Annotated in this window: 13 protein-coding genes and 1 pseudogene (1 of these 14 running past the window's edge); 10 read left to right on the top strand and 4 right to left on the bottom strand. The window is 54.5% G+C overall.

What is annotated here, in order from left to right; genetic code table 11:
• Both C4318_03225 and C4318_03220 read right to left on the bottom strand, forming a co-directional pair.
• Positions 1–840, bottom strand: a pseudogene (locus tag C4318_03225) (hypothetical protein); it reaches 141 nt to the left of the window's first position.
• Positions 840–2,099, bottom strand: coding sequence for a hypothetical protein (locus tag C4318_03220; protein ID MER3454154.1), 1,260 nt, complete (start codon positions 2,097–2,099; stop codon positions 840–842). The pseudogene C4318_03225 and the gene C4318_03220 overlap by 1 nt, the downstream one beginning before the upstream one ends.
• A 336-nt stretch (positions 2,100–2,435) precedes the next feature.
• On the opposite strand from C4318_03220, the gene C4318_03215 reads away from it, so the two are divergent.
• The 6 genes from C4318_03215 (at position 2,436) to C4318_03190 (ending at position 8,514) form a co-directional block, all read left to right on the top strand.
• Positions 2,436–3,221, top strand: a complete 786-nt coding sequence (locus C4318_03215; protein MER3454153.1) for a crotonase — start codon at positions 2,436–2,438, stop codon at positions 3,219–3,221.
• A gap of 75 nt (positions 3,222–3,296) precedes the next feature.
• On the top strand, positions 3,297–4,937 hold the full coding sequence (locus tag C4318_03210; GenBank protein MER3454152.1) for an acyl-CoA carboxylase subunit beta: 1,641 nt from the start codon (positions 3,297–3,299) through the stop codon (positions 4,935–4,937).
• 53 nt (positions 4,938–4,990) lie between these two features.
• Positions 4,991–6,514, top strand: a complete 1,524-nt coding sequence (locus C4318_03205; GenBank protein MER3454151.1) for a hypothetical protein — start codon at positions 4,991–4,993, stop codon at positions 6,512–6,514.
• A gap of 33 nt (positions 6,515–6,547) precedes the next feature.
• Positions 6,548–7,240 carry a hypothetical protein gene (locus C4318_03200; protein MER3454150.1) on the top strand — a complete coding sequence of 231 codons (693 nt, stop codon included), beginning with the start codon at positions 6,548–6,550 and terminating at the stop codon, positions 7,238–7,240.
• Positions 7,241–7,372: 132 nt separating this feature from the next.
• Complete coding sequence (locus C4318_03195; protein MER3454149.1) at positions 7,373–7,759, top strand: hypothetical protein; 387 nt, start codon at positions 7,373–7,375, stop codon at positions 7,757–7,759.
• Positions 7,759–8,514, top strand: coding sequence for a cytochrome C biogenesis protein (locus C4318_03190; GenBank protein MER3454148.1), 756 nt, complete (start codon positions 7,759–7,761; stop codon positions 8,512–8,514). Before C4318_03195 ends, C4318_03190 begins: the two co-directional genes overlap by 1 nt.
• Here C4318_03190 and C4318_03185 read toward each other — a convergent pair.
• Together C4318_03185 and C4318_03180 are read right to left on the bottom strand one after the other, a co-directional pair.
• Positions 8,503–9,135 carry a TlpA family protein disulfide reductase gene (locus C4318_03185; protein ID MER3454147.1) on the bottom strand — a complete coding sequence of 211 codons (633 nt, stop codon included), beginning with the start codon at positions 9,133–9,135 and terminating at the stop codon, positions 8,503–8,505. The two genes, C4318_03190 and C4318_03185, sit on opposite strands and share 12 nt — an antisense overlap.
• A gap of 99 nt (positions 9,136–9,234) precedes the next feature.
• A complete protein-coding gene (locus tag C4318_03180; protein MER3454146.1) occupies positions 9,235–9,513 on the bottom strand; it encodes a hypothetical protein in 279 nt (92 codons plus the stop codon).
• Between the two features lie 331 nt (positions 9,514–9,844).
• Here C4318_03180 and C4318_03175 point away from each other — a divergent pair, with 331 nt between their 5' ends.
• From C4318_03175 to C4318_03160, 4 genes are all read left to right on the top strand, one after another.
• Positions 9,845–11,140, top strand: a complete 1,296-nt coding sequence (locus tag C4318_03175; protein MER3454145.1) for a phosphopyruvate hydratase — start codon at positions 9,845–9,847, stop codon at positions 11,138–11,140.
• Positions 11,100–11,822, top strand: coding sequence for a hypothetical protein (locus tag C4318_03170; protein MER3454144.1), 723 nt, complete (start codon positions 11,100–11,102; stop codon positions 11,820–11,822). Before C4318_03175 ends, C4318_03170 begins: the two co-directional genes overlap by 41 nt.
• Positions 11,823–11,991: 169 nt before the next feature.
• A complete protein-coding gene (locus tag C4318_03165) occupies positions 11,992–12,615 on the top strand; it encodes a DUF501 domain-containing protein (GenBank protein MER3454143.1) in 624 nt (207 codons plus the stop codon).
• Entirely contained in the window at positions 12,380–13,567 is a 1,188-nt protein-coding gene (locus C4318_03160; protein MER3454142.1) for an exopolyphosphatase, read from the top strand. The genes C4318_03165 and C4318_03160 overlap by 236 nt, the downstream gene beginning before the upstream one ends.
• The last annotated feature ends 21 nt before the right edge of the window (positions 13,568–13,588 follow it).

Raw genomic sequence — 13,588 nt, 5'->3', positions numbered from 1 at the left:
GAGAACAGCCGATTCAGAAACTGCGCCTACACACAGCAGGCATCCTGCCAACAAAAACGCGTACTCGGGGCTTTTGGGTCTGGAGGACGGCGCAGTGACGATGTATAGAATCGCAAGGATAAACACCGCTGAGAAGGCCGGCAACAACGCAACATGGATCTTGTCGAGCTCACCGTTGGCAATCAGGGGAAGGGCAGCTCCATACACCACGACCGAACAAATGCAAAAGGCAACGGTCGCGAAGTCCACCAACTCAAGGAGGTTTTCCGAAGAGCCGCGGAACAGACGAATAGCAAGGGCGTAGATCCTCGCAAAGATCCCTACACCCGCTACGATCACCGGCACGCCGAGCAGTCCGAGGGTTCGTATGTTAAGACCGAAATCGATTGCGTAGACTAGTGCTCCTACGACGGCTAGGCCCATGGCTATCGAAAACAGATTCCAAATCTGACGCACCAGACCTTCGGTTCTGCCAGCGGCTACTCTCGCTGTGACGAATCCCACGCATGCTGTAGGGAGATATCCAGTAGCTAACAAAGCCGAGCGGCCCGGTTCTGACATCCATGCAGAACTCGCCCCTACGGCAACACAAAAAGCTCCGAGTGCTAAGGTGACCCAGACTCGAGTGGACTTCTTGAAGACGTGGGCTCCAACGTCGTATGGAGATTTAGAGGATGCCGTGGCCTCGCTAGCTTTTCCTACGGCGTAGCCAATCTTTCTTGTGTCGTTGCTGTAATCGTCTCGTTTAGATGAGTACCGAGTTTTGGAAAAAGCCTTCATAGCTTCCATTCTGGTGTACCACCCGGAACTACAAAGGCTGTTGTCGAGCCTTATGAGCACTAGCTTTCGAGCAACTCAACGCCTGCGCTTCCATTTACTAGACGAATTTCGCCATTTCGAAAACCTAAGTGAGCGAGAATTTGTTTTAGGCGGGATGCCTGCTTTTGTATAGAGAACCAGCGCTTTGCAATTACCAGATTGCGTGAAAGAATTCGGTTCTTTACAGCTTCATCCAGTTTGCTCCAGGAGAGAACATTCTCGAGCGGATCCGGATCCCACTCGATAAAGCGGAGCCCAGTGTCGCAAATCTCTGACAGAACTAGATATTTTCTCACTACTAGAGGCTTGCAGAACGCAACCGACTCTAACACCGGGTTCCCGAATCCCTCCCAGCGGCTAGGAAACACAACTAAGTCGGCGGCTTCATATGCAAGGTCGATAGGTAACTTGCCCATTCCTAACATCAGTCTGAACGAGCCACTACTCTTCTGGTTCTGCTCACCTGATGAGACACCGCGAGCCAACTCAGCTAAAGCATGGTCGTATTCGTCTTCTGGAGGCCCACACACCAAAAGCACTACTTCCTTGCCGAGCTCCGCGGCGAGTCTGTGTCCCAACGAAATAGATTCTGGGACGCCCTTCCGCTCGATCGCCCGTGTCGGTTGCACCAAGAGTAAACAGCTTCTGGGTATTCCCAGCCGAAGACGAGCCTGCTCTTTCTTTGCCTCGAGCTCATGTCCTACGGCGAGCATGTCAGGGAATTCGAAGGCGTTGTACATGAGAAACGACTCGAAGCCTCGCTCTTTGAGCTCTGCCTTAGAGAGTCTGTTGATACTCACGTGAACAGCTCTCTCGATACGAGGCGGGAAGTTCGCTTGGATGAGACGGCTCAGCGGCCCTTGCAATCGCTCGAGTCTAAACTCCGGTCGCTGCCAGATGAGATCGTGATGGCGGAGTATCGCGGGGATGTTCCTCGAAACTAACGATCGGCGCAATGCCTCGGCATAACCTGGATTGAGGGGAAGGCCGAAGACGTTTTCAACTACGACAAGGTCAGGCGAGAAGGTCTCGAGAACTTTTTCGATAAATACACCAGCTTTCCTTGAGTGTTCGAGGATTGTCTCTAGACACAGAGACCCGTTTTCCCCCTTCCATAGCCCCAGCTTCTTGAGGCCAGCAGCGTGATTTATCGAAAGCATGGGATCCTCGAACGTGACGATGTGGGAGCTCTCTATTTCAGCAGCGCTTTTTGGCCTCGAGAACAAGGAAACAGTCGCAGGTGCTGTGTGGCCGGTGGCTTGCCCAAACTCACCTGCCAACTCTCCTACTTCCCACCCCCAGTGTTCGAATAATCGCTCTAGTTTTGCTGCCTCTACAGAGACCCCGTCGGTGTGGCGTAACCGGAACGATGTGAATAAAACCCTAATCTTTTCGCTCCCCCGTCAACAGTGCGAACTTCGTGTAACGTGCTAGGTCCCGAAGCCCACAAATACCGAAATCAGTTAGCCTTTAGAGCTTAGCGACAATCCTCTATATGACGACTAGGGTCCAAGTAGATGGGACCGGTCGACGAACCGATACCTTGGATCAATGGGGTCGCGTTATGCAATTAAAGCTTGTGCATCCAAAGACAAATTGAGGCGAAGAGAGGATACGTGAGCGACGAGGTCATCTACGAAGTGTCAGAAGGTGTCGCGCTAATAACGATCAACAGACCGGACAGGCGCAACGCCTTGAATTCGACTGTTTTGCATGGAATCGAGGACGGGTTAGCTAAAGCGAAAAGCGATCCTCAAGTCCGAGTCGTCGTGCTGACCGGTGCCGGCGACAAAGCTTTTTGCGCGGGAGCTGATCTTGTTACGACGATTCCGGATGCGGAAGGTGACGCAGTTGCCTCCCACTACGAGAGAGGGCGGCTCGCCGACATTTTCATGTCTATGGCAAAGCTCGGAAAACCTGTAGTGTCGCGAGTCAACGGTCACGCTCTTGCGGGAGGTTTTGGCCTCGCAGCTGCAGCGGACTTCGTGGTGGCCGTCGAAGGTGCTACTTTCGGCACGCCGGAAATCGACGTTGGGCTATGGCCGATGATGATCACTGTTGTTCTAAGACGCGCGATGCCACCCAAGAAGATCCTTCAGTTGATGATGACAGGAAAGAGAGTTACAGCTGAAGAAGCGGAGGCCTTAGGCGTGGTTGATCGAGTAGTTCCCAAAGACGAGCTTGACGCTGCGGTAGATGAGCTGGTCACTTTGCTCCGAGCTAAGAGTCCCGCAGCGATGAGGATGGGGCGGGATGCGTTTTACGCGAGCATGTGGCTACACGATGCCGCTGCATTAGAGCTTTTGCAAGCCGAGCTGTCGGTGCTTGTGCGTTCTGAAGACGCAAGAGAGGGTATAGCAGCTTTTCTCGAAAAGCGCCAGCCTCGCTGGAAAATGCGGTGATGTGATCGGCAATGGTGCGCGCCGTCTTCACGTGAGCTTCCAGCTGGAATCAAAAGGAGGAGATCGACGGGCGACATGAATTTTGCAGATGAAAGTGGCTCTGAGGATGGGGTCTTGGAGAGAAACTCCAAGAAGGCGGCCGGAGGTAAGTCTGGCCTTCGCTACTCTCAGCAACTGCTGGACGAGTTGGAGAAGCGGAGACACAAAGCCCTAGAGCTGGGGGGCTCTAGCAATGTGGAGCGTCAACACTCGCAAGGAAAGTTGACTGCCCGCGAGCGCATCGACCTACTTTGCGATCCTGGATCGTTTATGGAATTTGGGATGCTAGCCAATCACATGGATCCTCAGCTAGCCGCGGCGGGAAAGGACGCTCCTGCCGATGGCGTAATCTGCGGCCTAGGGAAGCTCGAGGGTCGACCTGTGGCGGTCTGCGCCTACGACTTCACCGTGATGGCTGGGTCTATGGGCAATGTAGGTGAGCAAAAGGTTGCCCGTTTGCGAGAGCTGTCTCTACGCCAAAAGATCCCTTTTATATGGCTTCTGGATTCGGCAGGAGCCCGGATACAACAAGGGGTTGGTAGCACCTTTGCGGCCGCAGGCGCGCTGTTCAAAGAGCAGGTCGTAATGTCGGGGGTTGTTCCGATGGTCGCCGCTGTCATGGGGCCGTGTGCTGCAGGAACCGCTTACATTCCTGCCCTAGCTGATGTTGTATTCATGGTGGCGAATACGGGTTCTATGGCGCTGGGGGGAAGTCACCTGGTGCGTGCCGCCGTTGGAGAGGAAATCAGTGACTACGAGATGGGCGGCCCCCAGATCCACTGCCGTATCTCAGGCTGTGCCGACCTAGAACTACCCGATGATGTAAGCTGCCTGTCGGCTATCCGTGATTACCTAAGCTATTTCCCTTCCTGTAACCTTGAAGATCCCCCGGTAGCCCCGTGCGATGATCCTGTAGATCGATTATGCGATGAGTTGCTGTCAATCGTTCCTTCGGATCCTAAAGAGGTTTACGACGTCTATGACGTCATAGAAGTCATTGTTGACTACGGTAGCTACTTTCCGATAAAGCCGGATTTTGCCCAGAACATAGTTACGGTTCTTGCCCGGATGGGCGGCAGGCCCGTGGGGATTGTGGCAAGTCAGCCCTCGGTGATGGGCGGGGCCTTGGACAATGATGCGGCAGACAAAGCAGCACGCTTTGTGTGGTTGTGCGATGCTTTCTCTATTCCCCTAGTGTTTCTCCAAGATGTACCAGGATTTTTAGTGGGCTCGGAAGTTGAAAAGCAGGGGATTATCAGGCACGGTGCCAAAATGCTTTATGCAGTGAGCGAGGCAACCGTTCCGAAGGTTACGGTTGTGATGCGCAAAGCCTACGGTGCGGGTTACTTTGTGATGAACGGTCGGGCTTATGAGGCAGATTTCATCGTTGCATGGCCAACCGCCGAAATTTCTGTAATGGGCCCCGAGGGAGCGGTGAACATTATTTTCCGAAAAGAAATTGCAGCGGCTCCTCCAGAGGAGCAAGACAAGATACGCGAACAGAAAATCGAATGGGTACGCAAATCTATCGATCCGTACGTGGCGGCGGGGCACGCACACGTGGACGACGTCATAAGACCTGAAGAGACACGAAAAGTAATAATTAAAGCGCTGGAGCTGTCGGTCCGAAAGACGCTCGACAGGCCCTGGAAGAAGCATGGGGTAATTCCGGTCTGAGGGAAGTTGCGGGGAGTCCACCTTCATGGGGAGATCTATCCGAGGAGGCTGAAATGAGTGAAGCAAGTCACGACGTCTTGTCGAGCGGTCCCGCTCAGTACCTTCCTCGCGGGGCGCGAGAGGTCCAGGGCCACCTTTGGTTGATGAAAGAGTGGCTGGTATTTCAACCTGCGCCTCCAGAGGCGGCTCTGGGAATGCAAAACTTATCACTGGCACTGAACACTGTAGATTTCGTAGGAAGGGGAGAGGTCGAAGTCGGCCGCGTTCTACAGACCGGGCTCAAGACCCCAATCCGGATAGTCGCGGGTGGTCAGGATTACCAGTTTGCGGTCGACAACGTCGATTACTGGGTATCTCAAGTAGCCGCCCAGGTACGCGCAGTAAAAGGAGAGCCGCAGCCAACGCCATACCAGCCTGTCGCACCTCCTCCACCTCCGGTTCCCCAGGCATCCCCGCCGCCGCCGTCAGTTGCTCCGGGGGTGCCACTTCCTCCGACACCTGCTCCTCCTCCAGGAGTTCCCATTCCTCCTTCGCGATCCGTTGGGAGCCCTCCAGCTCCGTCTGCACCGCCGGTTGTAGAGCCATCGCCGACTCACCAGCAATCAGTGATCGAGATTGCAGGTCCAGGAGAGGCGCCAGCAGCCGTGCGAACCGAGCCTGCCGATGCATCGCCGTCCCCAGCGGTTTCTGAGCAAGCAGGCGCTTCTGGGAGCGGAGAGAGTGATGCTCGTGTCGTGGCTTCTGAGGCGGCAGGAGAAGCGGCGTCACAGATGCCTTCTGCCTCCGAGGAAGCTAAGGTCGCTAGTGAAGAAGCGGGAGAGAAGAAGCGACAGTTCGTTATAGCTCCTCCACCATCGGAGCCGCTGATTCCGGAGGCACCGCCAATCCCTGACGATCTGAAAGGGGTAGCCGAGGGAGCAGCTCAGGGAACCTCCGGGAGTGTAACGGCTTCACCAGAGCAGAGTAGAGCCGCTAGCGAAGCCGAGGAAAGGGAAGCGGCAGCCGAGGCTGCCTATCACCACGTCGAGGTGCGGGCTAGTGAGGAGACCTCGCCGGTGGCCGAGAAAGAGCCGGTCGCAGCAGAAACATTCTCTCTGAGTGCAACGCCATCAGGCGAGTTTTTGACAGCGACAGAGGCGCTGGTACAGGAAAGTGCTAAAGCACACGAAGCCAAAGTCGAGTCAGCCGAAGCTCCCCAAGAGCCAGAGGAACCTTCAGAAGAGCAGATCGCGATTATCGGAATTGGTCATGCATATTACGAAGTCTCCGATGTCGTGTCAGCCTTGTCGTTCTACGAGGGTGTTCTAGGCCTCGAGGTGGAAGGCCAAAAAAGCACACAGGTGGTATGGCTGAAGGCCGGAGATTCTCGTTTTGCTCTGCGCTCTTCCGGTGGAGGGAGCCAGAGAGGCGCTGTGGTTGCTCTAGAGGTAGAAGACATCCAAAAAGCTCGGGAAGCCCTCAGGCAAAAAGGCGCCTTTCCTGAAGAAATACTGGATGGTCCGGACGGGGAACGCTACTTTTTCATTTACGACAAGGACCGGAACCGTATCGCCATCTGGGAGCGTCCGAAAGGCTGACGTTCAGCTCCATCTGGAGGTGGCGAGACCCAAATGGATGAGCCCAAAGTTCGGACTCATCTAACTGGCGACGCTTTTTACATCACCCTCAATCGGCCAGAACGAAAAAACGCTCTCGACCTGGAAGCTACGCTCTTGCTTTTGGAAGCCCTCGACAAGGCTGAGACCAGCGAGGCTAGAGCGGTCATCTTGAGCGGTGCTGGAGGGTGCTTTTGTTCTGGCGCTGACTTGAGCGAGATATCGTGCAGACCCGATTCGCCATGGTCGAGTCAAGAAGAGGCTCTGAGAAAATTCGGGGAGGCTTTCGAGAAAGTCTGCTCCCGCATCGCCCTCCTAGATATACCCGTGATCGCTGCACTGGAAGGGCCCTCTCTAGGGGGCGGGGCGACACTTGCTCTTTTCTCCGACTTCCGTATTGCCGCGCCCACACTTAGAATTGGAATTCCTGCTTCTCGCTTGGGGATTACTCTCTCGAACACCGTTGTTGAGCGCATTGTGGCCGTGGCAGGACAGCAAGCGGCAGCAGACTTTCTTCTCCGTTCCAGAGAATATTCAGCCGAGGAGGCTTTGAGGAGAAGAGTAGTTGATGAGCTTGCTGAGTCTGCCGACGATCTCTGGGCGCGAGTCAACTCTCTCGTTAAAGACATATCGCAGGGTTCTCGCCACAGCGTTTCGATCCACAAGAAGACGATAGGAAGAATTCTTTCCTGGTATACGAATGCATAAAAGCCTAAAACCTCTTGATGTGTGAATCGCGGTAAACCTTTGCGGGAGACGTTTTTGGGTGCTCTTTGTGCCCTCTCTATTCCATGTCGGATTTGAAGCCATCTATCAGCTGAATGAAGGAGTGGAGTATTAGTGGAAGAGGAGCAGAGAAAGCGTACGAGTGAACTGCCAGATGAATCTATGGTCGCAAGGCAGATACTTAAACGGTGGCGAACTGCTTTTCGATCAAAAGATGTAGCTGCACTAATATCGCTATACGAAACTGATGCTTACTTGGAGGTCTCAGATTTATCAATCCAGGCATACGGCAGAACATCTGTCGAGAGAGCGTTGCAGGTGCTTGTGGAGGGCCCCGATGAGGTGGATATAGAGTGGCGGGAGCCAGTATGGAGCAATGGGATTATCTGTTCGGAGTATCTGCTCCACGGTGGGATTCTCGATGGGGCAGGCGTAGCAATTCTAGGGATCAGTGGAGAGCGTGTTGCGTTTGACAAGCGCTTTTTGATGAGAAGTAAGTAGTGGAGAGCGTAGGAGTAGCTTCAGCATTTGTGGCGGGGACGGTCTCGTTTTTGTCTCCCTGTGTCCTGCCTCTCGTCCCCGCCTATCTTTCAATGATTACTGGAATGTCAGCCTCCGAAATAGAGGAAGGATCGGTGCCCCGAGGACCTCTGGTTTTGGGTGTGATTCTTTTTGTCATCGGCTTTACTGCCGTGTTCGTGTTGCTCCACTTAACGGTTTCGGCTGTGTCTCAGGTGTTGGTTTCCAACCAAGTAGTACTGAGAAGAGTTGCCGGACTCGTAGTGGTGATTATGGGAGCGGCTCTGGTAGCGTTTGCTGCCGGACGGTTCCCCTGGCTGATGAAGACAGTGCGACCCTCTTCAGCAGAGGGACTTCTTAGAAACAAGAGAGGGCTGTGGGCAGCACCGCTACTCGGGGCAGCTTTTGCCTTCGGGTGGACTCCATGCATAGGCCCGGTTCTGGGCTCAGTACTCGCCGTGGCCAACACTTCTGGCACCGCGTTGAAAGGAACGTTGCTCCTTCTCGCCTACTCTGCGGGACTAGGAGTCCCTTTTCTTTTGGTGGCTGTTGCTACATCCAAGGCTTTAGGGGTGGCCAAGCGCCTGAGGCCACACTCGGGTAAGCTCGTGGCTATCGCGGGAGTCACTCTGGTAGCGTTCGGTGCGCTTCTCTTTTTCAACAAGGTGTCCATCATCTCTATCTGGCTATTGCGAGGATTTTCGGCTGTCGGCTTGGATGGACTGTCAAGAATCTGACTGCAATCTAGCCTTGTCGATCTCTTTGATCAGTGATTCATAGTCTAAAAATGCCCTGCTTTCCCTAGACACCACGGTTCCGTCTTTACCGACTATCACTGTGGTAGGAAACCCTGATACAAGGTAGTATCCGGCCACGCGGCCGTCATCCAGGCCGACAGGAAAGGTGATCCCCAGACGCGATCTGAACTTCAAGACTGCGTCCTTGGAGTCATTGACCGCAAGGCCCACAACGATCAACTCGCCCTCGAATGCTTTGGAGGCCCGCTGGAGGAGAGGCATCTCTTTTTCACACGGAGCGCACCAGGTGCCCCAAAAATTGATTAGTACGACCTTACCCTTGGCTTCAGATAGGCGGAAAGTTCCCGAGTCTATGAGCTCGACGTTGAAGTCAGGAGCGGGACGCCCGAGTGTGGCGACCCCGTAATCCTCGGAGTTGTCGGCAGGACCCGAAACCGTGGGAGACCGAGCCGTCGATACGGTCACTACGATCGCGACAGTTGCCAGCCCTGCTGAGACGAGTACTGGAGCTAGCCATCCCAGAATGGAGCTTTTTTTATAAGAAATGGTTTTGCCTGTGTAATTTTGGCTTTGATTGGATTCTCTGTGAGTGTCTGCCATCTCCTAGTGAAACCCTCTGCAAAAGAACGATATCTTTCGCATCCATCGCGTACGAAGCTGTAGGCGACTTAAATCAAAATTTGTCTTGAAAAAACTTCCTCACTGTTTTCCTGGATCGTGTGCTTCCACACTTAAATCGAAGTGCTTCTCAAGAGGCAGCTTATTTCCGCCGAGATTCAAAGCGACATCCAAAATACGAGCAGGGTCACAGCGCGTGAGAACGCTCGGCACCGGTAACCGATCCTTATGGCACGAAATAGAAAGATTCTTAAAGATAAAAGAGCCGCTGAAGTCGCCAAGAAAAAACGCCGCTGCATGGCTGCTGGCTGCAACGTTGCACTTTCCTTCTACAACAAGGGCGACTTTTGCGCGAGACATGCCTATCTAGCACCCATTCCTCGATTTAGAGCGAGTTGATTGCGCGAATTTTGCGGTAGCAGGGCGGCACCTTATCTGAGCGTTTGTGAACCTCGTCGCTGCGTTGTCCTCTAGCCTCGATCGCCTTCCAGGATCGAATTGTTGCATTCTGATGGCATTGAGCGTGACTTGGTTTACAATGGTCGTGAGCTAGCAAAGCAAGCAATCTTTCTGATGCGCACCATCCAGGCTGGTCGAGCGCTAGCTGCGTCGCTTCCAGGCGTTTGGTGTTTGGACGCTAGTAGCTTATGCGATTTTTGAGCACGAGACCGAAGGAGTTCGGTTGACGTTTGTGAGTTCCGTATCGCTCGAGCGGGTATCGATCGTCGCGGTGAGGGCCAGAGAAATTCTCGATTCGCGCGGCAACCCTACAGTTGAAGTAGAGATCGAGACTTCTACAGGCGCTGTTGGGAGGGCGGCTGTACCGAGCGGAGCTTCTACCGGGCGATTTGAAGCTGTGGAGTTGAGAGACGGAGACAATCGCTACAGGGGAAAGGGCGTCCATAGAGCGGTAACCAACGTTATGGAGGTGATCGCGCCTCGCGCGATCGGGAGGGAAGTTTTCGATCAGCGAGGACTAGATCAACTTCTAATACAACTTGATGGTTCGCAAAACAAGGCTTCTCTTGGCGCCAACGCAATTCTCGGAGTTTCTCTGGCGGCGTGCCACGCAGCCGCCGCTTCGCTCGGGATTCCTCTATTTCGATATTTAGGGGGAGCCAACGCACATCTTTTGCCGGTACCTCTGATGAACGTTTTGAACGGTGGGCGCCATGCCCGAAACGACCTAGATTTCCAGGAGTTCATGATTGTTCCGGTGGAGGCCGCCGGTTTCGCTGATGCGCTACGGATTGGCACCGAAATCTACCTATCCCTCGGAGATTTACTTGAGCGCAAAGGGATGAGTAGTGGCCTGGGGGACGAGGGAGGTTTCGCTCCACCTGTGCGGTCCGCCTCCGAGGCGGCTGCACTTTTAGTCTCCGCAATTGAGACAGCAGGATATACCCCCGGCACTGATGTATGCCTTGCTATTGACGTCGCAGCATCAGAGTTTTACAGGGAGGGCCTTTATGTACTCACGGGCGAGGGCCGGAGACTCGACTCGGCAGATATGGTGGGGTTTCTCGCTGCTCTAGTGGATCGGTTTCCGATCGTGTCGATCGAAGATGGTTTGGCTCAGGACGACTGGGAGGGCTGGAAAATGCTCACCCAGTCGTTGGGCAGGAGAGTGCAGCTAGTTGGCGACGATTTGTTCGTGACAGACATTGACCGAGTACAGACGGGCATCTCGGCGGGAGTAGCCAATGCGGTCTTGGTCAAGATGAACCAAATTGGAACAGTCACCGAGACTCTGGACTGTGTCCAATTAGCTGTTTCCAAGGGTTACAAGGCAATCGTCTCTCATAGATCGGGAGAGACAGAGGACACGAGCATTGCTGATCTAGTAGTGGCGACAAATGCCGGACAGATCAAAACCGGAGCGCCTGCGAGATCCGACAGGACGGGCAAGTACAACCAGCTCCTGCGAATCGAGGAGTATCTTGGCGATGCCGCTCGGTTTCCAGGTCGTGCAGCGCTGTCGACGTAGTAGATCTCTGTCGTTTGCTATGGCTTCTAATCCTGCACTCTTCACTGGAAAGTTTCGCCGGAATCCTCGGAAATTATCGGACGAGAGAAATTCGGCGCTCCCGGTTTCGGGGGATTTGACCTTCCAGAACAAGAAGCGAACACACGTAGGACTTGATCAAGAACTCAATACCGTTGGATCGGTTCTGGAAGGCTGGTTACTTCACTACTTCTTGGTACTAGCAATATGTGTAGTCATTGTGTTTATAGCCGCGCTCCCTTTAGGAAAAATCCTTTCCTACCGTAGCGACGCCTCTCGGATGCGGACGGAGGCTGCCAGATTGCGGTTAGAAGCGGAGGTGCTTCGAAACAAAGCCAAAGAGGCACGTAACCCGGCGTCGATCGAGCGGTTGGCACGTGAAAATCTCGGTCTGGCTCGCCCCGGCGAGATTGTCTTTGTTCCGGTTGAAGGGCCTTGGCCTGATCCTACGAAGACTCGATCTTCTACGCCAAACAGCGTCTCCGAGGCGCCTACTCAAAAAAGCCAGACTACGTTGGCACCGACATCTAATACTTCTAGAAGGACACAGAGCGCCGGGTCCCCGGATAAAACCGGCCCGACGCCAACTCCAAGCCCCAGTCGTTCACCTCTGCGTCAATCTTCGCCGCAGCCGGCAACGAAGGCGTCGTCTACGAAGGGGTAGAGCTGGCAAAACGATCAATGTCGAAGCACGACGCACCTCGGCCCCGACTCTCTGACGCATGGTTCAAGCCGAGGCAGGCTCGGTAACAATTTCGAAGGTTGGTGTATAGAGGCGTGTGCCAAGTTCGAAAGCTTCTTAAAACGTTTCAAGGACGCTTCGTCTAATAGAGATGGACGAGGATCGGTTACGCGCCGCTGCATCGGTTCAGGTAGGCAGGAAACTGAGGGGCTGCGTAAAAGTCGTGTCCCTTTGTCATTTGGGTCTTCCTGTCTCTATAGAAGTTTCACCCCTCCTCGATGACGGGACCCCTTTTCCTACCCGGTTCTGGCTAACCTGTCCATTGGCGGTCTCTCGGGTTGGGCGACTAGAAGGAATGTGTAGGATCCACGAGTTGTCCCAGAGGACGAGGAGGGATCCAAATTTCGCCCGGCGCCTTGCTGAAGCGCACATAGCATACGCCCGGGAGCGTGATGCTCACATTCCCAATGGATACTTGGGCCCTCGACCAAAGGGTGGGATTGCTGGGTCGGCGTCGCCTTGCGCCATCAAGTGCCTTCATGCTCACTACGCGCATTTTCTCGCCGGGTATCCAAATCCAGTCGGAGAGGATGTGGCTCCTGACGTGGAGCCCCTCGACTGCGAGCTACCCTGTGTTGTGGGCACGGCCAGGAATCCGTTGTGGAGGGAGCCACATCACCCGGTATCGGGACCTAGGAAGCCAGCAAAACGAGGATCTGATGAGGGTTGCAGCGGTCGACATAGGAACAAACTCGACACGACTTCTAGTGGCTGACACCGAAGGTGACGGTCTATCGACGATCGTGCGTACAACCACGATCACACGTCTGGGCGAGGGCGTCTCTTCCGAAAGAATCATCAAATTAGAAGCTATGGAGCGAACGTGCGCTCTTCTATGCGAGTACTCTCGAACGATTCGATCGTTGGGGGCCGACCGAGTTGGCGCAATTGCCACGAGCGCTTGCAGAGATGCCAGCAATCACGAGGAATTCTTCGTCAAGGTAGAGGACTCGCTGGGAGTACGTCCAACGCTGCTAAGCGGGCAAGCAGAGGCAATGTTGTCGTTCGCGGGGGCCATTGGGGCATGGCCAGACGCTGGCCCTGGACCAATTTTGGTCGTTGACATAGGGGGCGGCTCCACGGAGCTGGCATTAGGTCTACAAGAGAGCAAGTCTGGGCCAAATTCCATCTTGTCGTACTCCGACGATGAACCTCTTGTTTTCCCAGGGATCTCATTGATGGGCTGGGCCAGCCTCGACATTGGCTGTGTACGGCTTACCGAGCGGTTTTTGCATTCGAATCCTCCAAGAGCGGAGGAACTGTCGGAGGCCCTTAGGGAAGTCAACTGCTGTTTGGTAAGTGCCGAGAGAGAGTTTCCGGCCAGAAGTGCACGCTCCTTCGTCGGGCTGGCGGGCACTGTAACGAGCCTTGCCGCAATGGACTTGGGATTGGAGTCTTACGACCCTGACGCGGTGCACCACCACCGTCTTGGCAGACGTCAGGTGGAGGAGCTGTTTAGGTACCTCGCTACAACTCCAAAGGAGGAACTTCGCAACGAGCCTGGGCTTGAACCTAAGCGCGCCGACGTGATTGTCGGAGGCACAGTTGTGTTAGTGGCGATTTTGAGACGGTGGGAGTTCGAAGAGGTCATCGTGTCCGAGGCCGATATCTTGGACGGCGCGGCATTAGCGATTTCTCTTGGGTTGTTGGGATCAGATGCAGCCTGATCCTGACGAAGCTTCGTCTAG

Source organism: Acidimicrobiia bacterium (assembly GCA_040289475.1).
Lineage (GTDB): Bacteria > Actinomycetota > Acidimicrobiia > ATN3 > PSLF01 > PSLF01.
The sequence above is the reverse complement of the archived record's forward strand: the minus strand, read 5'-3'. Positions and strand labels throughout refer to the sequence as shown.